Genomic DNA, 24,888 nt, shown 5'->3' on the forward strand with positions numbered 1-24,888 from the left:
ATTTATAATCAATTTGTACGAAAGACCCCTATTTGATTTGGGATTTTATCATTGGGCTGAAGTCATGCTATTGATGTAAGTGTTAACGGTATTAAAATCAGTATTTTAAATTATTTATTTTAATAGAACTCTGGTTTTTAGAATGTAGTCTGGCAGATTTTTTAGATAACGCAGATTGAGTTTCTGAAAGTTTTAGAACATAAAGTTCATCAAGTTTTTTTATAACTAATCGTTTGAAGGTTCACCAAGCTGTGCTACTTATAGAAGAACCAAAAGAAATTTCGAAAGCTGAAGCAAAAATCAACAGCAGCATCTGTGAAAATCGGAGCGATCCTCGGGAAAAAAAATATTCGCGAATTCGTGGCGGTAAATTACTTATTTCTAATCCAATCCAAAATATTAGGATAAATAACAGAATCTCTTTTCTTTTTATTAAAAAATCTGGGAACATGTCCCGTCTTATCCATAAAAATTAATTGATGAGGAATATTTTGGGCTGTCAGTACAGAATCTAAAGCCAAACCCTGATGCTGGTTGACCAAAAAATCCTGATTTCCCTGAAAAAGCAGGGTAGGAACGTTTGAAATATTGGCAACCGGACTTGCTTTTCTAAATTCTTCAGAAATATTTTTTCGGTTAAATTTGGTACCCACCACTTTTTGAAAAACTGGAGACGTGTATTTTGAATAAAAAGAATGCAGGTATTCTTGAGAGTAAAAATCGGTAGGGCCGCTTAGAGAGATGATTTTTTTTATCTGATCCGGATGTCGGTAACCGTACAGTAAAGCAAGATGCGCGCCTGCACTTTCACCCAGAATAATATAATTATCGGGTTCCAATTCGGCCTTTTCAGCTAAGGAATTAAATTTTGAAATGGCGAGAGCAATATCTTCCAGCTGTTCTCTATAAGTGATTTTTTTAGAGGTGGAAACCAGCCGGTAATTCATATTAATGCTTGGAATATTATTCTTAAAAAGCATCTTCTGAACCTGGATCATATGTTCTTTTTTTCCCAATACCCATGCACCGCCATGAACAATTAAAACAACAGGAGAATTCTGAGGGTAATCCGACGGAAGAAAAATATCCATCTTTTGTCTTTTGTGCTCACCGTATTTTAAATTATAGATTTTCTGATCGTTATTTGTTCCCACCCAGACTCTGAATTTGGTATTGCATGAATTCAATAAAAAGCCAATTATTCCTAGAACGAAGAAATGGTATTTGATAATCAGCTTTTTCATACCTTAAAAATACTGAAAATTACGGAATTTGGAAAGAGATACTTTACTGTGGGATAATAGAATTATTTATGTAATAAAAATGCATAAAACAGTCTGAAAGAGAAATTAAATAATTATTTTTGTTCCTTAACAATTATTAAAAAAATATTAAAATTCTATGGCATCTGGTTTTTTTGCGATTTTAGATGATATTGCTGCTTTGATGGACGATGTAGCAGTTACCAGTAAAATAGCTACCCAAAAAACAGCTGGAATCTTGGGCGACGATTTGGCGGTAAATGCCGAAAAGGCAACCGGATTTCTTTCATCCCGTGAACTACCTGTTTTATGGGCGATTACGAAAGGCTCATTTATCAATAAACTGATTATTTTACCGATTGTTTTTCTGCTTAACTGGATCTACGCTCCGGCTATCAATTATGTACTGATCCTCGGAGGTCTCTATTTGTCATTCGAAGGCATGGAAAAAATTATTGAATTTCTTTTTCATCGTGATAAAAAAGGACATGAAGTGGTAGAAGAGGTGGAGAAAGAAAAGAAAAGCCCGGAGGAGGTTGAAAAGACAAAAGTAAAATCTGCCATCACAACTGATTTTATTTTATCGATCGAAATTGTAATCATTGCCCTGGGAACCGTATTGGAAGAAAGCCATCCTTTTATTACCCAGATTCTGGTTACCAGCTTAGTCGCTTTTCTCGCAACGGTAGGAGTATATGGAATTGTGGCTTTAATTGTTAGGATGGATGATGCCGGATTTAAGCTCATTAAAAAAAGTAACGATAAGGGCTTCTTCGGAAAGTTAGGACATATTTTAGTGAAAGCTTTACCGATCGTTATTAAAGCGTTAGGGGTAATCGGTACCATCGCCCTGATCATGGTGGCGGGAGGTATTTTTGCCCACAGAGTAGAATTTCTTCACCATTTATTCCCGAGCTGGCCCGCGACGTTGAAAGAAGTAGTTTTCGGTCTGATCGGAGGTTTAGCGACCGTACTTCTTTTCACTCTTGGAAAAAGTGCGTTATCTTTGGTTAAAAGTAAATAATTAACTTACATTTGAAAATAAATATAGCTTATGAATACTCAATGGTTTCATAAGCTTTTTTAATTGTTATGAGAAGCCTATCCATTGATGTTTTAAAGATCATTCTTGCGTTTTTTGTCGTTTTTCTGCACATGCACGTTTTGCGGGATACCTATCCGTCGCTGAGTTATGTTTTGGTCAACGGGCTTTTCAGAATGGCGGTTCCTGTTTTCCTTATTATTTCGGGATATTATTTTTTTTATATTGATGAGGTAAAAAGATTAAAAAAATGGTCCTTACGGATACTCTTGCTGTATATCATCTGGTCTGTTGTCTATTTTCAGTTCTGGAAAGAAAAAGATAGTCGGGTTCTGAATATTCTGTTTGGTTATCATCATTTATGGTATCTGATCGGAACTTTTTTCGCGGGACTTGTTTTATTTACTTTAAGAAAATCTTCAGTAAAAGTTGTAATAACTCTGATTGTATTATTTTTCTGTTGCGGCTACACAATTCAACTGTTAGGTAATATTCACTATTTTAAAGGTAGTTTTGATAAAACCATTAATTTATATCCCACCTACAGAAATTTTCTTTTCGTCTGTTTTCCTTTTTTAGCGATCGGATTTTTAATTAAAAAATTAGAGATCGATATGAGAAGAAAACCTTCACTTTTTATGGTTCTTTTCTCGGTTGGGCTAGTTATTTTCGAAGCCTTTTTTAATTATTCGGTTTTACATCTGAACCAAAAAGAAAGTATTGACCTTTTATTTTCTTTATTATTAGCCTGTCCGGTGTTGTTTTTATATTGTAAAAATTTACCTGCAAAAACAGATTCTAAAATCCTGGCAAGCATTTCCACAGCCATTTACCTGATTCATCCGCTGTGGATGGAGTTAATTCTTAAATCTCCGTACCCATCTATTCAGCAGTATCAGAATATCCTTTTTGCTATAGGTCTGCTTACTTCGAGTTTATTATTGGTTTTAATTAATCGAAAACTGAAATATTTACTGTAGAAAATAGAGATAAATTTTCTGATGAAAGGCTTCGGTAAGCTCAGCCTGACAACGGTCGTCATAAAAATTTAGTGTTAGAGATGTCACATTGAGCCCGACGAAGTGCTTTTAAAATCATTACTGAACCTTCGCAATCGTCAGCCCATCAGGTCTCCCGCCAATATCCAGCTTCTGAACCATTTCCATTGTATTTAAGTCAATCACTGAAACCAAATTATTCGGTGTACATGACATGAAAAGTCTGTTTTTTTCTTTATCCATCAACATTGCAGCTCCCTGTCCTGTTTTGATTTTTTTTACTTCCTTTCTGGTTCTGCTGTCGTAGAAAAGTAATTCTCCGGTTTTTACACTCACAATACAAACGTATTTGCCATCAGGAGTGAATTTTAAACGGTGCAACCCTACTATTTTAGTATCAATATCCGACTTCACTTCTCTCTTTTCCAGATCAACAATAGCGATATGTCCATCGGGTTTTGCAGTCCACAATTCTTTTCCGTCACCAGAAACATCAAAACCTTCAGCGCCTTTTCCTACTGGAACCAAAGTTTGAATCCAATCCCAACGAGGTTTTGCATTCGGAGGTAAAACACCTGTTGGCGGAACAGTTGGCTGCAGCAGAACATGATCAAAAATACTTACCGTTCCCGATTCCACATTGGTGGTGTAAAAATGCTCAGAATCTGGGGTAACATAAAGAAGATGCGTTACATTCTGCCCGGTTCCCATAGCCCAATCGAGGCGATCCTCTTTTATATCATATCTTCCGACCGCTTTTGAACCCTGCGCGGTGAACCATAATTTATCATTCAAATAAGCTAAACCGTGAGAGCCGTAAAGCGGTCTCGTATCAATATTTTTGATGGGTTTAAATGTTTTTAAATTGATTACATTAATTTCATGAGCTGTTCCGTTTACCGTATTCGCAACATACGCCACAGAACCATCCGATGAGGTCACGACTTCATGAGGATCTTCGCCAACAGGAATTTTAGTAATAATGTTTAAAGTATTATAATCTAAAACTACCATTTTTTGATCTGCTTTTGATAAGGCTAAAATATATTTTTGTTGAGCAGATAGCTGTCCGGAAATAACGATCGTAAGAAGAAAAGCAAGAAATTTCATGTAAAGAATTTTGTACTCTTTGGATGAAAAATCACTGACTTTGTTAAATGTTGTTAGTTGTTGCTCGTGATAAAGGATCAGTTTCAAAATTTGGGTAGAAATTGTTTAGATGTATTTTTGCCACGAATGCATTAATATTTTTATTTCCCACAGATCGCTAGGATTTTCATGGGAGAGGCTTTTTCTGTTGGTTTTTCGCAAAGTCGCAAAGATATTTTTTAATGCTTTATGTTTTTAAGTCGCAAGGATTTTATCAAAGATAAAATTGAGGGCCGCATATTGTGGCCAGGAATGCACGAATTTTATTTCCCATAGATTGCTGGGATTTTCATGGGTGAGGCTTTTCCTGTTGGTTTTTCGCAATGTCGCAAAGATATTTTTTAATGCTTTATGTTTTTAAGTCGCAAGGATTTTATCAAAGATAAAATTGAGGGCCGCATATTGTGGCCAGGAATGCACGAATTTTATTTCCCACAGATTGCTGGGATTTTCATGGGTGAGGCTTTTCCTGTTGGTTTTTCGCAATGTCGCAAAGATATTTTTTAATGCTTTATGTTTTTAAGTCGCAAGGATTTTATCAAAGATAAAATTGAGGGCCGCATATTGTGGCCAGGAATGCACGAATTTTATTTCCCACAGATTGCTGGGATTTTCATGGGTGAGGCTTTTCCTGTTGGTTTTTCGCAATGTCGCAAAGATATTTTTTAATGCTTTATGTTTTTAAGTCGCAAGGATTTTATCAAAGATAAAATTGAGGGCCGCATATTGTGGCCAGGAATGCACGAATTTTATTTCCCACAGATTGCTGGGATTTTCATGGGTGAGGCTTTTCCTGTTGGTTTTTCGCAATGTCGCAAAGATATTTTTTAATGCTTTATGTTTTTAAGTCGCAAGGATTTTATCAAAGATAAAATTGAGGGCCGCATATTGTGGCCAGGAATGCACGAATTTTATTTCCCACAGATTGCTGGGATTTTCATGGGTGAGGCTTTTCCTGTTGGTTTTTCGCAATGTCGCAAAGATATTTTTTAATGCTTTATGTTTTTAAGTCGCAAGGATTTTATCAAAGATAAAATTGAGGGCCGCATATTGTGGCCAGGAATGCACGAATTTTATTTTCCCACAGATCGCAAAGATTTTCACGGATGATATCGTGGATTTTTTTGCTTAACCTTTCAGGTCTTATGTAAGTAGAACGGTTTGGTGAGACTTAAAACGGGAGTTGTCAAAAAACTTGGGATGGCTTTGTGTTCAATATTTAAAGTGTAAGGAAAAGAATCTGCATCATTCGCAAAATCTGCGAGAGCAAAAAATTTCATCTTACATTATCTAAATTTTTTTGCCTGGTCCTCAACTTTTGTACGTGATTCGTAATAAATACAATTTTAAAGACTCAGTTATTTCCAGCTTCCATCCCAAATTAATCTTTTCCCTCCATGGTTTTAATCCTTCCATTTTCATCATAGAAAAGTTCTCGCATTTTCAGGCTTCTCAGATAATTTTTTCCACCAGAAGGTTGACTGTCATGGTAAAATAAATACCATTTTTTATCGATCTCCACAATGCTGTGATGGGTTGTCCATCCAACGACAGGCGTTAAAATTTCGCCCTGATAAATAAATGGACCATAAGGAGTGTTACTGATTGCATAAACGAGCTTGTGCGTATCTCCGGTAGAGTAAGAAAGGTAGTACGTATTGTTGTATTTGTGCATCCAAACGCCTTCAAAAAATCTTCGATCGTGATCTCCCGATTTTAGGGGAGTTCCATTTTCATCAAGAATCAGAATATCTTTGGGCTCTTCAGCAAATTCCAGCATATTTTTGCTGAGTAGTGCCATTTTCGGAGACAGGGCATTTTCATTGTTTTCAGGTTGCGTCCCGGGACCAAAAGGTTTATTATTTCGGTATTTCTGCAATTGCCCACCATCAAGCCCGCCAAAATAAACGTAATAATTTTTGCCGTCTTTAAAAACGGCTGGATCAATACTGTAACTCCCTTTGATCGGGTTTTTCTCAGCTTTGAAAAGACCTTCCGGTTTATTCGAAATCGCGACTCCCAATTTAAAATTTCCCTCTTTATCTTTTGCGGGAAAATAAAGGTAATATTTGCCGTCTTTCTCTGTCACATCCGGTGCCCACAATTGTTTTTCAGCCCAAGGAATATCCTCAAGCTTTAAAACAATGCCCAGATCTTCTGCCTTTTCTTGCTGAATATTCTTCATGCTAAGCACATGATAATCTTTCATATTGTAATGACCGCCATTGGTGGGATCTTTAACTTCGGTTTCAATATCGTGAGAAGGGTAGATGTAGATGGTATTGTTGAAAATATGAATCGAAGGATCTGCAAAATACAATTCATCAAATAAATATCTTGGCGCTTCCTGAGAATAGGCAAGCGAAGAAAATAAGACAAAAGCGAGGATTTTTTTCATGGTAAAGTTTTTTTTTTGTTGGTTATTGCTTTATATTTTAATAGAGAGTCCGTTTAGAAAAGCGAGTTTTATTTTACCGGCATCTGCAAATTCTGAGTGATTCAAATCAATTTCCTTTTCAGTTTTAAGCTTATCAAAAAAGCTGATGATTTTTCCTTTATAGCTGCAGTTTTCAATATAATGATTAAAAAATTGGTTAGCGGTTTCTTGGTCGGAATGGCATAAAAGAAAATCCAGTGGACCTAAAGAATCTTCACAATACGGATTGAATTTTGTTCCGTTGTTTTTCAGAAAATCAATAGCCGTTTCTTTAGAATCAAAAATATCAAAAATAGGAAGTACATATTTTTGAATATATCTTGCAATTTCATCAACTGATTTTTCAAAAGACAAACCCGCAAGATTCCATTTTTTCCAAGTGTTGAGCGGTGTTATATAACCGATATGATTAGCATAAATCAATCCGGTACAGAATTCATTTCTGATATTATCAACCTGCCACTTTTTTAAACTTTTAGAATAAACAGCCATACTGGGATTGATCATGATGTGCGAAGAATGATTCACAAAATAGCTCTGGAACGTGATCTCAAAGAAAATGTCTTTATCGGAAGCAACCTTTTTCAGCCGTTGTCCTTTTTCATAAATCTTAAAACCTTCAAGTTGATTGGCTATGGCGTGACAAGTGTTTAAAAATACTGTTTTGGAATCCATTAATTTCTGTAAATGTTTCGGTGTTTACACAAATATAGATGAAAATTGATGGATAAAAAATATCTAGATATTATTTGAAGCTTTTTGGATGATTTTAATTTCTGATTTGAAAATTAAGGATTCACCGCAGAATTTGTCATCCTGAAAGGATCTAAGCAAAAAATTTAAATATTATTTTCCTAATACGAAGCCTAGATCCCTACAGGATGACAAACTTGATGGATAATGCAAAATAAAAAGAGACTTAAAAAATAAGCCTCTTTTTAATATGATTAGTTGAATAAATCTTTCACTTTATCAAAGAAAGTTTTTTCTTTACCGGATGGTTCTGCCACCATTTCTCCGCTGTTCATTTGCTTTTCGAAGAAATCTTTCTGCTCTTTCGTAAGCTTTTGCGGCGTCCATACATTGATGTGGATGAACATATCACCTTTTCCGTAACTGTCGATACTTGGAAGACCTTTTCCTGCCAATCGTAGGATTTTTCCGGATTGAGTTCCTGCATCAACGGTAATTTTTACTTTTCCGCCAACGGTTGGAACTTCTTTTTTTGTTCCCAAGGCTGCTTCAGCAAAAGAAACATACAATTCCTGGTGAAGATTATCACCTTCTCTTTTAATTACTTTGTCAACTTCCTCCTCAATGATCACCAATAGATCTCCCGGAATACCTCCAAAAGGAGCATCGTTTCCTTTTCCTCTTACATTAAGCTGGATGCCGTCTCTGGCTCCTGCAGGAATGTTGATTGAGATTTCCTCTTCATCTTTAATCAGACCCTGAGCATTCGCTCCAGCCGGAATTTTATCGGCAACTTTTCCGATTCCCTGACAGGTTCCACAAGTTGTCTGCGTCTGCATCTGACCGAACATGGTGTTCATTACTTTCAGCTGAACCCCGGAACCGTTACAGGTAGGACAAGTTTTTGATGTGGCACCTTCCGCCATCTTCATTTTCTTAACCTTAATGGTTTTTTGCGTTCCGTTTACCATTTCTTCAAGATTCAGCTTGATTCTGATTCTTAAATTAGAACCTTTCACCTGCTGACGACCACCGCCGCCACCGAATCCTCCGAAACCGCCACCACCGAAAATATCTCCAAACTGACTGAAAATATCTTCCATGTTCATTCCGCCGCCGAAACCGCCGCCACCAAAGCCGCCGTTTCCGCCAACTCCTGCATGACCGTACTGGTCGTATCTTGCGCGTTTTTGCTCGTCGCTCAAAACTTCGTAAGCTTCTGCTGCTTCTTTGAATTTTTCTTCAGCCTCTTTATCACCCGGATTTTTATCAGGGTGAAATTTGATGGCCATTTTACGGTATGCTTTCTTTATTTCGTCGGCCGATGCAGATTTGCTGATCTCAAGAACCTCGTAATAATCTCTTTTTGACATCTTTTATATGAGTAATTAGTAATGAGAAATGGGTAATACTCAAGATTGCTTATTACCCATTACTTATTGCTTATGTTTTAATTTCCTGTAACTACTTTTGCAAAACGAATCACTTTATCACCTAAAGTATATCCTGTTTCGATTACGTCTACGATTTTCCCTTTCAAATCTTCTGATGGAGCAGGAATCTGAGTGATTGCCTCGTGGAAGTCTACGTTAAAAGCGTCTCCTGCCTTCACTTCCATTGCTTTTAAACCTTTCTCCGTTAATTTATTTTTGAATTTATTGTAAATTAATTCAACACCTTGTAGGTCAGCAGGATTTCCGTTTTTAGAAATTTCTTTTAAAGCTCTTTCAAAATCATCCAAAACGCCAAGCATAGAGATCATCATGTCTTGGTTTGCATATTGGAAGAACTCCATTTTTTCTTTAGAAGTTCTTTTTTTATAATTTTCAAACTCTGCATATAATCTTATGTAACGGTCTTTTTCTTCTGCCAAAAGTTCCTCTGCAGTGGGTTGAGCTGTCACATTTTCTTCTGTTGCTGCCTCGTTCTGAATATTCGTATCTTGTTGATTATTGATGCTTTCTTCGTTAATATCCTGATTTTCCATAATTCAATCTTTATTTTCCATAGTATTCGCAAACACTTTGCCAAAGGAAAAAACAGGACATTTAGGCAGGATTTGGTTTATAGTTTATAGTTTATAGTTTATAGTTGCGCGAACAATATTTTTTTTTGACTTATTTTAATTTCGGAGCATTAATTCCCCTCCTTTAGAGGGGTGGCGAAAATTCGTAAGAATTTTTGACGGGGTGGTTTTACTTAATTATTTTCAATTTGTTTAAACCACTCTGTCTTTTTGCTTTTGCAAAAATTCAACCTTTCAGAGAAGGGAAGTCCTTGTTGCAATATTCCAAATTTTATGATGAAAGGCAACAGCCTAGCCCCATTGCAGCTTTGTTTGAGCTCATTTCTTTGGGTTTCGGCTCGGGCGGCGAAGCCGCCCGAGCCGAAACCCAAAGAAATAGCGAGTGCGAAAAGCGGGAAAAAGCTTCTAAAGAAATTCTAAATTATTCTCCAAAAAACGTCTGATACAGAAGATAAAGATTCAGAACAATAATAATAAATGAAATAATCCAGACGCACGTTTTCATGAAAGGTTTGTTCACAAATTCGCCCATTTTGGCTTTATCACTGGTAAACATCACCAAAGGAACTACGGCAAAACTTAGCTGCATCGATAAAATAACCTGACTTAAAACCAATAATTCTGTCGTTCCTTCTTCACCATAAAGTATCGCGACAATTAATGCTGGAATTACCGCAATTAATCTTGTAATTAAACGTCTTAGCCAAGGTTTTAATCTGATATTTAAGAAACCTTCCATTACGATTTGTCCGGCAAGAGTTCCTGTTAAGGTGGAGTTTTGTCCGGAAGCTAATAGTGCAATTGCAAAAGCAATACTTGCCATAGAAGCTCCTAAAATTGGGGTCAACATTTTATATGCGTCATGAATATCCGCGACGTGTTTATTGCCTGTTGTATGAAAAGTAGCAGCGGCTAAAATCAGGATGGCAGCATTAATAAAAAAGGCTAACATCAAAGAAACGGTGCTATCTAAAGTGGCAAATTTTATGGCTTCTTTTTTACCTTCTCTAGTTCGTTCATAATCTCTCGTCTGAACGATACTGCTGTGCAGATATAAATTATGAGGCATCACGGTTGCACCCAGAATTCCAATTGCAATGTAGAGCATGGCGGGATTGGTAATGATTTCTTTTTGTGGAACTAATCCTCCTAAAAGCTCATTAATAGCAGGCTTTGAAATCACCAATTCATAAACAAAACAGGCCAAAATGATAAAAATCAATCCTCCAACAATACTTTCGATCCAACGGAAACCTTTGGCTTGTAAAAGAAGGATGATTAAAACATCAACTGTGGTAATTACAATTCCCCAAGTTAACGGAATATGGAATAATAAGTTTAAAGCAATGGCAGAGCCGATGACCTCGGCGAGATCACAGGCGGCAATAGCAATTTCACAAAATACCCAAAGAATAAAATTAGTGGTCGGACTGAAATGATCTCTACAAGCCTGCGCCAAATCTCTTTCTGCAACAACGCCTAACTTCACGGATAAGTGCTGCAAAACCATTGCAAAAATATTTGAGATCAGAATTACGGAAAGTAGAGTGTATCCAAATTGGGCACCTCCTGCGATATCAGTTGCCCAGTTTCCGGGATCCATATATCCTACGGCAATCATTAATCCGGGGCCTGCAAAGGCTAGATATTTTCTCCAAAAACCTGCATTTTTAGGGATTTTAACCGAAGAGTAAACTTCCGGTAATGAATGTAATGTTTTATCTTTTCGCCAGGCGTCTTTTATATTGAAATTCATAAATTGTTAGAAATGACTAACAAATTTAATTAAATAAATGTAAATGGAGAAATGATTTGAATAAAAAAATTCCGAAAACTACTTTCCGGAATTTAATTTTTATGTATTCTAAAGAATTTATTTTGCGAATCTTACAGACATTTTTCTGTCGATTGCTCTTTCTGCATCAGTCGCTTTAGCGTCTACTTTAGCAAACTTACTTCCATAGCCTTCTGCATCCAAAACCTGGCTTCCAACGCCCTGTTTTCCTAGCCAGTCTTTGATGAAAGTCGCTCTGTCTTTAGAGATTTTAAGATTGGTTGCTTCATTTCCTGTTTTATCAGTATATCCGCCAATTTTAATTTTAGCATCAGGATAAGCTTTCAAAATAGCTACTAAGTTCTGTAACTGTCCTTCAGATCCAGCTTCCAATTGATTAGAGCTTCCTGTTTTAAAGTTAACATGGTCGAAGTCGTACCAGGTATCTTTTAAGACACTGTCATCAGCAGCTTTTTTATATGCATCAGACTTTAGGAACATAATCATTTTATCTTCCATTCCGCCTTTATATCCTTTTAAAGCGGTTCCGTTCAAATCAATATTTTCATCCACTCTGGTCACTGTGGTTGTTCCCGTGGTGTCGGAAGTCACGGTTGTTGTTTCTGTAACCGTTCCTGTGGAGTCATTAACAGTAGTCGTTGTAGTTGTTTCTTTTTTCTCACACTGCTTCCAGAGAAAATACCCTGCTGCGATTAAAAGTAAAAGTGGAAGAAGCCATTTCCAGACAGAACCGCCTTCGTTTGTATTTCTTTCAGGGAAAGTACCTGTAGGGGTTGTGCTTCTTGTTACCTGTATTTTCGGCTGTTCCACGGGAGATTCCTGAGGAGGTAGGTTTATCGCATCTTTATCATTATCGAATGCATATCCTTTTGCCCAGTCGCCAACATTTAAAGTAGCCAAAGAAAGCCCTGCAGGCAGTAAAGAGGAAACAATTCCTTTTTGATCATTCAGTAAATTTGAAATTCCTGATTGGTCTAAATTATTATCTGAAGCATATTTACCGATCGAACCAACTGTCGCTCCCGTCACTAAATTTAATAATGAATTGGAAGTGCTGTGGCTGATGCCGGCATACGTAGCAATGGAATTTACCAGACCACTCAGTTTATCACCAAAAATTGAAGATAACAAACCTGTGATCCATGGGCTGGTAGAAGAATCTCCCATTAAATTTCCTAAAATTCCGTTTGATGAGGCATTTTTTATAGAATCTAAAACATTCGGGTTGTCCGAATTGTTTGCCAATCCGCCCACAACGGCAGGTAATAGTCCGCCAATGGCTTTTGAAATACCAGATTCACTTTCTCCAAACTGCGATGCAGCCTGAGATACTAAAGCAGGACCCAGTTGTCCTTTAATTAGATCAATGACGTTTAAAGACATAATAAATTATTTTGAGATTAATGTTGTATAAATTTAATCAAAAAATCGTCCAAATGCTTAATTCAAAAAAAAATCTTTAAAAATTACGTGAATTTTTAAAGATTTCTTAATTGTATTATGTTGACTTTTAATATGCTTTAGCAAATAAAACTCTTCTTGCTGATGGTTTTCCGGAAATTAAAGAAACGCCTTCTTCAATATCGTCATCCAAAGGAATACATCTGATCGTTGCCTTGGTTTCGTCTTTAATCTGCTCCTCTTCTTCAGCAGTTCCGTCCCAATGAGCATAGATAAATCCTCCTTTTTCCTCCAAAACTTGTTTGAACTCTTCGTAGTTGTCTACTTTGGTGATATTATCTTTTCTGAAGTCAGCCGCTTTTGTATAAAGATCTTGCTGAATCGTTTTTAATAGGTCCTCAATATAATTATCTAAACCGTCGATAGAGCGAACTTCTTTTGTCAGGTTATCTCTTCTTGCAATCTCCACAGATTTATTTTCCAGATCTCTTGGTCCCATCGCAATTCTTACAGGGACTCCTTTCAACTCATATTCTGCAAATTTCCAGCCCGGTTTGTTATGCGTATCATCATCAAATTTTACAGAAATACCTTTCGCTTTTAGTTTAGCCTGAATATCTAAAGCCACTTCACTGATTTGCGCTAATTGCTCTTCTCCTTTGAAGATAGGAACAATTACCACCTGAATCGGAGCCAGTGTCGGAGGCAATACCAATCCAAAATCATCTGAGTGGGTCATGATTAAAGCTCCCATCAAACGGGTAGATGTTCCCCAAGATGTAGCCCATGCGTGCTCAATTTTCCCTTCTTTATTGGTGAATTTTACATCAAATGCTTTCGCGAAATTCTGACCTAAGAAGTGAGAGGTTCCTGCCTGAAGCGCTTTTCCGTCCTGCATTAAAGCTTCGATACAATACGTTTCATCTGCTCCAGCAAATCTTTCAGAAGGTGTTTTTATTCCCTGAACGACTGGCATTGCCATAAAGTTTTCTGCAAAATCTGCGTATACTTTATTCATTTTTTCAGCTTCTTCCACCGCTTCGTCTTTGGTTGCGTGAGCCGTGTGACCTTCCTGCCATAAGAATTCGGCCGTTCTTAAGAAAAGACGGGTTCTCATTTCCCAACGCACAACGTTTGCCCATTGGTTGATGAGTATTGGTAAATCTCTGTAAGATTGAATCCAGCTTTTATATGTATTCCAAATAATTGCTTCTGAAGTAGGACGAACGATTAATTCTTCTTCCAGTTTTGCATCCGGATCTACAATTAATTTTGATGGATTGTCAGGATCAGTTTTTAATCTATAGTGAGTTACTACAGCACATTCTTTTGCAAAACCTTCTGCATTTTTTTCTTCAGCCTCAAACAAGCTTTTGGGCACGAAAAGGGGGAAATAAGCATTTACGTGTCCGGTTTCTTTGAACTTTTTGTCCATTTCATCACGCATTTTTTCCCAGATTGCATAGCCATATGGTTTGATAACCATGCATCCTCTTACTCCTGAGTTTTCAGCTAAGTCAGCTTTTACGACCAACTCATTATACCATTTGCTGTAATCTTCGCTTCTTGAGGTTAATTTTGCCATTATTATTTAAAATTTTTTTTAACTTTTCCTTATTATTGTTATCTAAAAAATAAAATCTATTTTTGATAGATTTTTTACCAGTGTTTTGGTACATTTTTGGTACAGATTGCAAATATAATTTAAATTAAAAATCTTTACGTTATCATGAAAAGAAATATACATAAAAATTTACTCGGTATGCTAAAATCCAAAGGGGTATTAGCCATATCCGGTGGATTACTATTGGTTTCTTGTGGTGCTCAGATGGGTGGGTACAGCGAGACAGACGGGGTATATTACGACCCTAATAAAGATACCCTACCTGAAGGAGTGATCATTAATGATGGCGGTAACAGAGTAGGTGAATACTATGATTATTATCAGAATGATTCTAACTTAATTCAAAATGCAGAGGCTAATGCCAGAGAAGGCAGATACGATTCATGGAATGACTACAATGTGGGTGGTAATGCTACCGATTCAGATTGGGGTGCTTTTGCAGGTTCTCAAACCAACTACTACGACAATTCCTGGGGATGGGGATCTCCATGGGGTTGGGGTGGCATGTACGGCGGCTATAACCCTTATTGGGGTTGGGGCGGTATGAATGGCGGTTGGGGCCTTGGTCTTTCATGGGGTGGCTCATGGGGCTGGGGAGGCGGCTGGAACATGGGCTGGGGATACTCACCTTACTGGGGTTGGGGAGGTATGTATGGCTATAATCCTTACTGGGGCGGATACGGCTACGGAAATCCTTATTGGGGATGGGGTGGCGGTGGCTACTGGGGGAACAACTACTACAGACCCGTTTACAGAAGAAGTGGTATGAATGGAAATACCTACACTGGAGGTTTCGGTAATTCCAACAGCAACAGAAATTCAATCATCAGAAATAGTGGAGGTTTCAGAAACAGTAATGCGTATAACGGAGGATTCAGAAATTCAGGAAATACTGGAAATACGGGAGGATTCAGAAACTCTAATAATGGTTCAGGTTTCAGACAGCCAGGAAATATGAATGGAGGAACGAGAAATCAGTCAGGTTTCCGTCAGCCAAGATCTAACTATAATTATCAGCAGCCACAACAATCTCAACCGAGATACAGAAATGATAGTGGTTTCAGAAATGACAGCGGGTTCAGAAATAGCGGAGGTTACAATAATTCTAACAGTGGAGGCGGCTTCAGATCAGGAGGCGGAAGCAGCGGCGGCGGTGGTTTTAGATCATCCGGCGGTGGTGGAGGCGGCGGCTTCAGAAGATAAACTGTTCTCAAATCTCAAACGTAATAACTATTAAAAAATAATGTTAAAAAAATCTTTAGTCTTAATGGGTGTTGCTGCTGCATTTTATGCGCAGGCTCAGGATGTATCTATAATCAGGAATTCTATTGATGCTTATTCAAGCACCCCAATGGTGGGTTCAGCTAAATTTAACGCAATGGGCGGAGCGAATGGAGCTTTAGGAGGTGATGCTAATTCCCTTTTAACAAACCCTGCAGGTTTAGGGGTTGCCATTTCCGGAGAAGTAAACGGAACATTGTCTATATCTAATTATAAAAATACCTCTTCTTTCGGAGGTTCAGCCATAGATTATAATAAAACGAAGGGTGATCTTGGAAATGTGGGAGCTGTCATGACTTTCCAGTTGATGTCTGAAAGTGCGTGGAAGTTTATCAATGTTGGGGTGAACTTCTCCAGTCAGTCAATTGACAATTATATTGAAACTCCCGGAAACAGTAATATCATCTATGATTTTGATACAGCTAATAATATCAGTTCTTCATTTGGAGGGCATGCGTACAGCAGATCCGGATATTTGACAAGAACGAGCTTAGGGGTTGGAGCTAATTATAATCATGCTTTCTATATCGGAGCGGGTTTAAATTTCTTTAATACAAGTATTGATCAGTATGATACCGCAAGATTCAATTCTTTGAATAATGGTGCAGCAGAATATTTTAACAAGAATGAAACGCCTTTCTTTGAAAGAGGAAACGGTTTCTCTGCTTCATTAGGGGTAATTGGGAAAGTGGGGCCTATGTTCAGATTAGGAGCTTCCATTGAAACACCTACTTTCTGGGAAATCGACAGAAGCTATGACTTTTATAATGATGCGGTGTATGGAGATGATACGGCTATTGAAAACAGAAGATTCACTTCTCCGCTTAAAGCGAGTGTAAGTGCGGCTTTTGTTCCTAATAAGAATTTCTCTTTGGACGTAGATTATACTTTAGGTTTAACAAAACCTAAGTACAAAGAGTATAGCGGAGCTGATGTGGAGATCAACAATTTCTTTAAAGATAATTACAAAAACTTATCTGAACTAAGAATTGGTGCAGAATATAGATTGAAACAGGTAAGATTAAGAGGAGGTTACTCTTATGCTTCAAGTCCTATTGATGCTCTAACGGTAAGCAGATTTACTAGCGATGGAGGGATTTCAGATGCTTCATATGGCAATCTAATCCTAAGCGATAGAAATGCGCTTTCTTTCGGTATCGGGTATGATTTCGGTTCGTTCTACATTGATGGTTCTTATCAGAATATTTCATCAAAGTATACCAATCCTTTTATGTTTGGAATTTTGGATACTGCTAATGGAATCAACTCGGCTTATTATTCTCAGACAAGAACTGTTGAAAGTGATGCCTATATTGTTTCAGACGTAAAAAGTATCAGAAACAATTTTTTCCTTACTTTAGGTTGGAAATTCTAAAATTTGAATTAAATCAAAAATATAAAAGCTCCGAATTTTACGTTCGGAGCTTTATTTTTTAATCAGGATTCTGAACCAGGTTCGTTTGAATCTGAATCTGCTGTTCCGGAATATATTCTATAATTCTATTATGAGTATGAGGAACTGTATAGAAAGGATTGGTCCCATTTAAATGAGTTCCCGGATAATTTCTGTTGAGATCCTGCTTATTTCTGAAGACATCATATTTTCTGTGTGCTTCAAAAGCCAGCTCGAGTCTTCTTTCTTTAAGAACAATATCTAAGGCGGTTTGTCCGGGAGGAAGGGAAGTGTAAATTGGAATTCCCGCTCTTGTTCTGATGGTATTGACATCGGCCAAAGCAGATGTTGAATTTCCTTTTTTAGCATAAGCTTCAGCTCTGTTGAGATACATTTCAGCAAGTCGTAAAATGACTGGAGACCACAGTTGCGGAATGCTTTCCTGCATGGAACATTTCAGTACGTAAAATTTTGGATATCCGTTTCTCTTCTCCATGTCATTATCAAGGTAAACATACGTTTTCGTACCTCCTGAATTGATAAAGTAATAGTTGGTTTTATAAGGTGTGACCTCTGTCTGAACCTGATAGCTTACCCCATTCCATGTAAAAAATGTATTTCCGCTTTGTTGGAAAATCGGCTGGTATTTATAATTGTAAGTTACAGCTCCTGAAGTATTATTTTCTTTTTGTACCCAATACACTGACGGAATCGCGGGATTTGTGTATTTGGGAGATATAAATTTCAACCGTGCATCTTCGGGATGCTCATTAATGAGGTCAAGATAGGTAGAGGAGGGATACATTTCTCCCCACCCTACGTTTTGTATATTCACATACATAGACCCTATGGTATTCCATCCGTCAGTGTAATCTCCATCCAGATTGTATTTAAAAGCAAAAATTGTCTCTGTATTGTTTTCAGGTTTTTTTGTTGCATAGGTGGGAAGTTCCGCTGTGGAAAGCAGTATATATTTTCCCGAACTGATTACTTTATCCGCATACTGTATGGCACTGTCATTATTTTCCATATAGAGATATACCCGGGATAGTAATGCCTGCGCGGCTTCCCGGGATGCATATATATTTTTTTTGTCTAATGACATCAATTGTTCCGCCTTTTTGAGATCACTTATAACCTGCTCGTATATGGCACCTACTGTGGCTCTGGGAGGAAGCTCATGAACGTTGTCAGATGTTTTTAAAGGAACTCCGGGGTTACCCACCCCCTGATTGTATGGTCTGCCAAAAACATTGACAAGAGAAAAATAGATGTAAGCCCGAAGAAAATAGTTTTCGCCTATCAAATGATCTGTTTCCGGATTCTGCCCTTCTGTTGTTTTTGAAATCACTCTGTTGCATCCTACAATTGCTTTGTAACCAGTGCTCCAGATTGTATTACTTCGGGTGTTGGTTTTAATACTTCGGTAGTTGTAATAATAGAAAAACTGATCTGAGGTTGTACCACTGATATCAATATTGTCACCGGCATATTCACCGACTCTGTAAAGGTTATTAAAAAAGCCTCTACCTTCTGCATTACCTTTGAGCAGTGCATAATTTCCAAGGGTAATGGTTTGTATTCCTGAAGCATCAGTCAAAATGTCATCAGACTCCTTAGAGTCGTAAGGTGAGCGGTCTATGTTACAGGAAGTAAGCGATAGAAAGGCTATGAAGACGATTAATTTTTTCATAATGATTAATATTTAAAAAGAGAAGTTAAAGCCTAAAGAAAATCTTCTGGGAACAGGGTAGATGGCACCCGCAAGTCCTGAATGTGTATTCTGGCTGTCTGCGGCACCTATTTCCGGATCTACTCCTGAAAAGCGGGTAATTGTAAAAAGGTTTTCTCCCATAATATAAATTCCTGCAGATTTTACATGGAGTTTGTCAGTTAATGAGACGGGAAAATTATAACCGATTCGTAATGATCTTAATTTGACATAGCTGGCATCCTCAAGATAGCGGGAGGACGGGCGGTTGCTGAGGCTGTTGCTGTCATAAAGAGCCACGGGATGGGTTGCGATATCTCCAGGCTTTTCCCATCTGCTCCAGCCATTTTTGAAAACCATCTGATTATAGTAGGGATAGGCACCGTCCGAATCAAAGAATTCTCTGTAGTAATTATAGATCTGTCCCCCCTGAGAAAAATAGATATTGGCATTGAGGTAGAAATTTTTAACAGCCAGATTAGTTGTCACGGAACCGTAATAGTCAGGTGTTGTCGTACCTACTACCTGTACGGATGCCTGGTTGTAGCTTGTTGTTAAAGATTTGCTGCCATCGGGATGAATGACTTCCCATTGGGCTGAACCGGTAGCAGGATCTACTCCCATCCACTTTCTCATATAAAACGAGTTAACATCCTGCCCAGGAATTGCGACATGATAGTTGTCTAAGATCTGAATGTTGTTATTTCCGGTAGAAGTAACCCTGTTTCTGTAGGTGCTTAAATTAAAACCGAGATCCCAGCTGATCTCATTTTTACGGATGATATTATAGTTGAAATTAAATTCCCATCCTTTATTGGTAACATCTCCCACATTAAGGTATTGCTTGTCGACTCCTGACAATGCCGGAAGGGTTACCAGCATCAGGAGATTTTTGGTCTGGTTGCTGAAATAGTCAATGTTCAGGGTTAGCCTGTTGTTGAATGCTTTTAGATCTGTGCCGATATTATTTTGATGAATAGATTCCCACGTGAGATTCGGGTTCCCCAGCTGGCTCCAGGTTCCCCCGATCTGCCCGTCATATTTTTCCGTTAATGCATAGAGATCCTGCCATCCGTAATCAGGACTTGGAGTATTTCCTACAAGCCCCCGGCTGGCTCGGAGCTTCCACTCATTAACCGTTTTTATATGAAAGAAATTTTCTTTATGGATATTCCATCCGGCACTGTAAGAGTAGAATTTTCCGTTTCTCTGGCTGGTGCCGAATGCTGAAGATGACTCACTCCTCAATGAGGCTTGCGCAAAATATTTTTTATCATAAATATATTCTGTATTAAAAAGGAAGGCATTATAGGCTCTGTCGTATTTAGTACCTTTAGGCACAGCCCCCGATGTGGCTCCGGTATCAAAGAGTTCAGTGCCGGGAACAATCCCGTAGACTCCGGCATTAGATGTCCTGTAGAACCTGTCATTATATTCGTAGGCTGCCAGTGCATTAATATTATGGTTTCCGAAATCTTTATCAAATCTCAGCATCTGGTTAAAGAACTTGCTGATGTCCCGTTGATAGATCTCTCTCAGTGCTCCTTTATTACTTTCTCCCGCCACGGATCTTGGATCGGTGTAGTGTATTTCATTGTAATTTCTGTAGGTTACGTTGTTGGTACTGATGAATTTCAGGTCACTTGTAATTTTGATTTCGGCATCAAAATTTCCGATCAGATCCAGTTGATTACTTTTTCTGTAATTCCACTGAAGATCATACAGATAATTTCGTTTATCTCTTCCGTACCAGTTTGGAGTATTGCTGGGATTGATGAGTTTTCCGTTGTCGTCTCTTGGGTTATCCCATGGGTTGTTGAGATACATTTCAAAAAGGGGACCTTGGGTGTTCTCAGTGGAGGTGTAAGACAGGTTTATCTTGGGTTTTATAATAAGCCACGGTTTTACGGTTTGGTCATGATTGATTCTGAAAGACAGTCTGTTGTAATCGATACCCCGTACGGTTCCGCTTTCATTATAGTAATTTCCTGAAATATAGGTTTTTGAAGTAGGTGAACCTCCTCTGAAATCTACAGTGTAATTTTTGACTACACCGGTCTGAGTTCCGTTTTTCAGCCAATTATAACCTGGATTTCTCAGCTCCTTCGGAATTTCGGGAGCATTTTTCAGTGAGGTAAAATAGTCATATAACTGTACACCGTCCATCAGTTGGAAGCGCCCATTGGTGAAGGTGTTGAACGAATTGTTTACAGAGACATTCAGTATCCCTTTTCCTGAAGATCCCGATTTCGTAAATACCTGAACGATCCCATTGGCTCCTCTTGAGCCGTATAGTGCGGTGGATGCTGCATCCTTCAGGATATTAATATTTTCAATCTGATTGGGATCCAGATTGGGTATTCCGGGCATCATAACGCCATCCACTACCCATAGAGCCTGGCTGGGTCCGTTAATGGTGGCAGTGCCCCGGACTCTTACGGTTGCCGGAGCACCCGGGCTTCCGCCACCCTGCATAATCTGTGCTCCGGGTGCTTTTCCCTGAAGGAGACCTGATACATCTGCTGTATTGGCATCTTTTAGTCTTTTGTCCGAGATTATGGATACTGAGGCCGTAAGACTGGATTTCTTCTGTGTTTTATATCCTACAATAACCACATCTTCTATATTGTGTTCCTTAAGACTGTCCTTCGGGGAAGTTTGACCCGATGATATACCGTAAAACAGGAAAAATAAGACCCCCGTGGTTAGGTTTAATGTTTTTCTTTTCATACATAAGCGATTTTATGAAAGCCAATGTACAAAAAACAATAAATGCTTTGTTTTTAATTTGTTAATTACAGTTAATTATTTGTGTATTTGTATGTTGTAATTGATTTTTTGTATAAAAATATTTGTTTTTAATTTAAAATTTTTTATTATTAATAAATAATCATTTTTTATGTAAAGTAAACAGACGATAGTTTTTAAAATAAGAAAAAAATTAGTTATGGTAGTGCAAAATCATGATATTATTCAATAAAAAAAAAGACTTAATAATTTTTTTAAGTCTTTTTTTTTATTGAATAATATAAATTTTACTTACCTAATGATGGTGTAGTGAACCATGATCATGAAAAAGATGCATGGTAAGCGCCAGAGAAACGCCCAAAATGACCAAACCGATCTTCAGCCAGTCGATATTATGGTTTTTATTACTCTCAAAAATGATAACAGAAGAGATATGTAAAAAGATACCGCCTACAATGGCTAAAAAATAAGGTTGCAGATTAGGATTGAAGTAATTACCCAATAGCATTCCCATAGGAGAAGCCAGGGCAAACAGTGCGACAATCAGCATTGAAGGATAAGATGGCGATTTAGATTCTCCGTTTCGGTTGAATAAGAATGCTCCCAGAATAAATGAAATAGGAAGATTGTGAAACACAATTCCTAAAAGATACGGGGATAGGGAATGTTCTTCATTGGCTAAAGGAATTCCTTCAATAAATGCATGAATGAATAATCCCACCATTAGAGCCAGGGGCAGGATATTATTCTCACTGTGATGATGGAAATGCCCATGTTCGAAGCCTTTGGTCAGTGCTTCGAGGATCATTTGTAAAAGAACGCCTCCGATCACAAAAATTCCGAGGCTGCTGCCTGCTTCTGCCGTATATACCTGTGGGAAAACCTCATTGAGACAGATGGTAATTAAAAATCCGGCACTCAAAATCAGTAAATTTTTGGCCAGTTTTTCTTTCTTACCAAAATGTTTTCCCAGAAATACGCCCGCAATGACACTGAAAATCAGTAAAAGTACTGTTATCATTAGTTTTTCTTAAATAAATTGATGCAACGGGGTGAGGTTTCTTTGTCAAATTCATTCAGCTGATAATCACCCCAAACTTTTATTCTTTCAAAACCGAATTCTGATGCATAAGAATGAATGGTTTCCAAGGAATGCAGCTTTACTTTTTCAAAATAATGAAAAGGTTTTCCTTTATCTTCAAACTGAATATCTTTAATAATATGCCGTCCTTCGATCTTTTTTAAAATTTTAAAATCAATTTCGTCACGCTTAATAGTAGATTCAGGAACGATACCCTGTCTTACGAAATCTTCATTCAGATAATCCAGCACGAAAAAACCACCTGGTTTTAAAGAATGATAAACCGATTCGAATACTTTTTTATCATCGTCTTCATTATCAAAATAGCCAAAACTGGTAAAAAGATTGAAAACAGCATCTTTCGGCTCTGCGTTGATAGGATTTCTCATATCATGTACCTGAAATTTCAATGTTTCATTTTCAAACTGCTTATCAAAATCGATGCTTTGCTGCGAAAGATCCAATCCCAACACATCATAACCCAGTTTGTTTAGAAAAACCGAATGTCTTCCTTTTCCGCAGGCAAGGTCGATGATTTTAGAATTTGGCGGCAACCCAAGGTCCGCAGTAAGCTTTGTGATGAAGTTTTCTGCTTCCGTGTAGTCTCTGTTACTGTAAAGCAAATGATAATAAGGGGTATCAAACCAAGATTCAAACCATTCCATAGTGCAAAAATAGTCTTTTTTGGTCGACAGTTCATAGTGCTTGGTTAATGGTTTTTATCATTTGCGATGATTTCTATTAACTATAAACTGATAACGAACCACTAAAAATGATTATTTTTGCAACATGGATACAGATAATCTACAGATTCAGATAAAAACATTTTTCGGGCTGGAGAAAATTTTAGCAGAAGAAATTAAGAAATTAGGAGGGAGAAAAGTTGAGGTGAAAAACCGCGCAGTAAACTGTGAGGGAGATTTGGGCTTTCTTTATAAAATTAATTATTCAGCAAGAACGGCTTTGAAAGTTTTGGTTCCGATTCATGAATTTAAAGCGTTTAATCAGCATCAGTTTTACGACAGACTTTTCAAATTCAATTGGGAAGATTTTATGGATGTTGATCAGTCTTTTGCGATTGATGCAACAGTATATTCTGAAACTTTCAAGCATTCACAATTTGTGACGTTGAAGATGAAAGATGCGATTGTGGATTATTTTCAGGATAAATTTAAAAGACGTCCGAATGTAGAAACCAGCCGTCCGGATATCAAGTTTCACCTTCATATCGACAGAGAATTGGTAACTATTTCTATGGATTCTTCGGGTGATGCTTTGTTTAAGAGAGGATATAGAAGAGAACAGGGTGAAGCGCCGATTAATGAAGTATTGGCAAGTGGAATGCTGCAACTGGCAGGTTGGGACGGAAAAGGTAATTTCCTTGATCCGATGTGTGGTTCGGGAACGCTTTTAATTGAAGCGGCGATGATTGCGATGGATCTTCCGGCTCAGATTTTCAGAAAAAGATTTGCTTTCCAAAACTGGAAAAATTATGATAACGAATTGTTTACGAAAATTAAAGAATTCAGAATCAACAGGGTTAGAGAATTTACGGGGAAAATTGTAGGTTACGATATTGATGCAAGAATGCTGAATGCGGCAAGAATGAATATTGAAGCGGCTGAAATGGAAGATGTGATTGAAGTGAGAAAACAAAACTTCTTCGATTCTAAAAAAGAACTTTTCCCGTTGTTGATGGTTTTCAACCCGCCTTATGACGAGAGAATTTCTATTAATGATGATGATTTCTACAAGAAAATAGGAGATACTTTTAAAGCAAATTATCCGAATACGTTGGCTTGGCTGATTTCTTCTGATTTGGAAGCGATGAAGAAAATTGGTCTTCGCCCTTCGAGAAAAATCAAGCTTTTCAACGGAAAACTGGAAACCAGATTTTTGCAATACGAAATGTATGAAGGAACGAAAAGAGTTCATAAATTAGAAAAATAATAAGTAAAACCTTTCTTTATGGAAGGTTTTATTTTTTTATGAATGCTACTATTTCCTATTTTTGCTTACAACTCAAATTAAAACTATGCCTTTTGATTTTCTTGAAGCTGTTGGAAAAACTTTAGATATTTTAGATCTCGCCATTGATGCCGGAACTTTTTTTGCCTTCAGGTGATTCTAAAAATGATAAATGCAAAAAGAATAAGACGAAATATCTTGCTGAAAAGACAGGTGTTGTATTTTTAATTTTAGCTACTGTTTTATTATTTATTGTTTTGAAAGATCCTTTGCCATCGG

18 protein-coding genes are annotated in these 24,888 nt (G+C 37.5%); 5 read left to right on the forward strand and 13 right to left on the reverse strand.

Annotated features, from left to right (window positions below; genetic code table 11):
* Positions 1 to 371: 371 nt before the first annotated feature.
* The gene (locus VUJ46_RS22245; RefSeq protein WP_326982841.1) at positions 372 to 1,244 is read right to left on the reverse strand and encodes an alpha/beta hydrolase; all 873 of its coding nucleotides are present in this window, start codon (positions 1,242 to 1,244) and stop codon (positions 372 to 374) included.
* A 157-nt stretch (positions 1,245 to 1,401) separates the two neighbouring features.
* Between VUJ46_RS22245 and VUJ46_RS22250 the strand changes: the two genes are divergently transcribed.
* Both VUJ46_RS22250 and VUJ46_RS22255 read left to right on the forward strand, forming a co-directional pair.
* Positions 1,402 to 2,286, forward strand: coding sequence for a DUF808 family protein (locus VUJ46_RS22250; protein WP_326982842.1), 885 nt, complete (start codon positions 1,402 to 1,404; stop codon positions 2,284 to 2,286).
* A 68-nt stretch (positions 2,287 to 2,354) separates the two neighbouring features.
* On the forward strand, positions 2,355 to 3,284 hold the full coding sequence (locus VUJ46_RS22255; protein ID WP_326982843.1) for an acyltransferase family protein: 930 nt from the start codon (positions 2,355 to 2,357) through the stop codon (positions 3,282 to 3,284).
* Positions 3,285 to 3,401: 117 nt separating this feature from the next.
* Here the strand turns inward: VUJ46_RS22255 and VUJ46_RS22260 are convergent, their stop codons facing one another.
* From VUJ46_RS22260 to proS, 8 genes are all read right to left on the reverse strand, one after another.
* Positions 3,402 to 4,412: a YncE family protein gene (locus tag VUJ46_RS22260; protein WP_326982844.1), complete on the reverse strand. Its 1,011-nt coding sequence runs from the start codon at positions 4,410 to 4,412 to the stop codon at positions 3,402 to 3,404.
* Positions 4,413 to 5,832: 1,420 nt separating this feature from the next.
* Positions 5,833 to 6,849: a glycoside hydrolase family 43 protein gene (locus VUJ46_RS22265; RefSeq protein ID WP_326982845.1), complete on the reverse strand. Its 1,017-nt coding sequence runs from the start codon at positions 6,847 to 6,849 to the stop codon at positions 5,833 to 5,835.
* A gap of 30 nt (positions 6,850 to 6,879) precedes the next feature.
* On the reverse strand, positions 6,880 to 7,563 hold the full coding sequence (locus VUJ46_RS22270) for a hypothetical protein (RefSeq protein WP_326982846.1): 684 nt from the start codon (positions 7,561 to 7,563) through the stop codon (positions 6,880 to 6,882).
* 272 nt (positions 7,564 to 7,835) lie between these two features.
* Positions 7,836 to 8,954, reverse strand: a complete 1,119-nt coding sequence (gene dnaJ, locus VUJ46_RS22275; protein WP_326982847.1) for a molecular chaperone DnaJ — start codon at positions 8,952 to 8,954, stop codon at positions 7,836 to 7,838.
* 77 nt (positions 8,955 to 9,031) lie between these two features.
* The gene (locus tag VUJ46_RS22280; RefSeq protein WP_442784937.1) at positions 9,032 to 9,568 is read right to left on the reverse strand and encodes a nucleotide exchange factor GrpE; all 537 of its coding nucleotides are present in this window, start codon (positions 9,566 to 9,568) and stop codon (positions 9,032 to 9,034) included.
* Between the two features lie 460 nt (positions 9,569 to 10,028).
* Positions 10,029 to 11,363, reverse strand: a complete 1,335-nt coding sequence (locus VUJ46_RS22285; RefSeq protein ID WP_326982848.1) for an Nramp family divalent metal transporter — start codon at positions 11,361 to 11,363, stop codon at positions 10,029 to 10,031.
* Between the two features lie 117 nt (positions 11,364 to 11,480).
* Positions 11,481 to 12,785, reverse strand: coding sequence for an OmpA family protein (locus tag VUJ46_RS22290; protein ID WP_326982849.1), 1,305 nt, complete (start codon positions 12,783 to 12,785; stop codon positions 11,481 to 11,483).
* 127 nt (positions 12,786 to 12,912) lie between these two features.
* A complete protein-coding gene (gene proS, locus VUJ46_RS22295) occupies positions 12,913 to 14,388 on the reverse strand; it encodes a proline--tRNA ligase (RefSeq protein ID WP_326982850.1) in 1,476 nt (491 codons plus the stop codon).
* 144 nt (positions 14,389 to 14,532) lie between these two features.
* On the opposite strand from proS, the gene VUJ46_RS22300 reads away from it, so the two are divergent.
* A complete protein-coding gene (locus VUJ46_RS22300; protein ID WP_326982851.1) occupies positions 14,533 to 15,630 on the forward strand; it encodes a prolyl-tRNA synthetase in 1,098 nt (365 codons plus the stop codon).
* Positions 15,631 to 15,670: 40 nt separating this feature from the next.
* On the forward strand, positions 15,671 to 17,083 hold the full coding sequence (locus VUJ46_RS22305) for an OmpP1/FadL family transporter (protein WP_326982852.1): 1,413 nt from the start codon (positions 15,671 to 15,673) through the stop codon (positions 17,081 to 17,083).
* 58 nt (positions 17,084 to 17,141) lie between these two features.
* Here VUJ46_RS22305 and VUJ46_RS22310 read toward each other — a convergent pair whose 3' ends face one another.
* From VUJ46_RS22310 to VUJ46_RS22325, 4 genes are all read right to left on the reverse strand, one after another.
* On the reverse strand, positions 17,142 to 18,794 hold the full coding sequence (locus VUJ46_RS22310; protein WP_326982853.1) for a RagB/SusD family nutrient uptake outer membrane protein: 1,653 nt from the start codon (positions 18,792 to 18,794) through the stop codon (positions 17,142 to 17,144).
* Between the two features lie 12 nt (positions 18,795 to 18,806).
* A complete protein-coding gene (locus VUJ46_RS22315; protein WP_326982854.1) occupies positions 18,807 to 21,542 on the reverse strand; it encodes a SusC/RagA family TonB-linked outer membrane protein in 2,736 nt (911 codons plus the stop codon).
* A gap of 313 nt (positions 21,543 to 21,855) precedes the next feature.
* Positions 21,856 to 22,578, reverse strand: coding sequence for a ZIP family metal transporter (locus VUJ46_RS22320; RefSeq protein WP_326985121.1), 723 nt, complete (start codon positions 22,576 to 22,578; stop codon positions 21,856 to 21,858).
* Between the two features lie 2 nt (positions 22,579 to 22,580).
* Positions 22,581 to 23,306 carry a class I SAM-dependent DNA methyltransferase gene (locus VUJ46_RS22325; RefSeq protein ID WP_326982855.1) on the reverse strand — a complete coding sequence of 242 codons (726 nt, stop codon included), beginning with the start codon at positions 23,304 to 23,306 and terminating at the stop codon, positions 22,581 to 22,583.
* Positions 23,307 to 23,430: 124 nt separating this feature from the next.
* Between VUJ46_RS22325 and VUJ46_RS22330 the strand changes: the two genes are divergently transcribed.
* On the forward strand, positions 23,431 to 24,591 hold the full coding sequence (locus VUJ46_RS22330) for a THUMP domain-containing class I SAM-dependent RNA methyltransferase (RefSeq protein WP_326982856.1): 1,161 nt from the start codon (positions 23,431 to 23,433) through the stop codon (positions 24,589 to 24,591).
* Positions 24,592 to 24,888 lie beyond the last annotated feature (297 nt).

The organism is Chryseobacterium sp. MYb264, from assembly GCF_035974275.1.
Classification (GTDB): Bacteria; Bacteroidota; Bacteroidia; order Flavobacteriales; family Weeksellaceae; genus Chryseobacterium.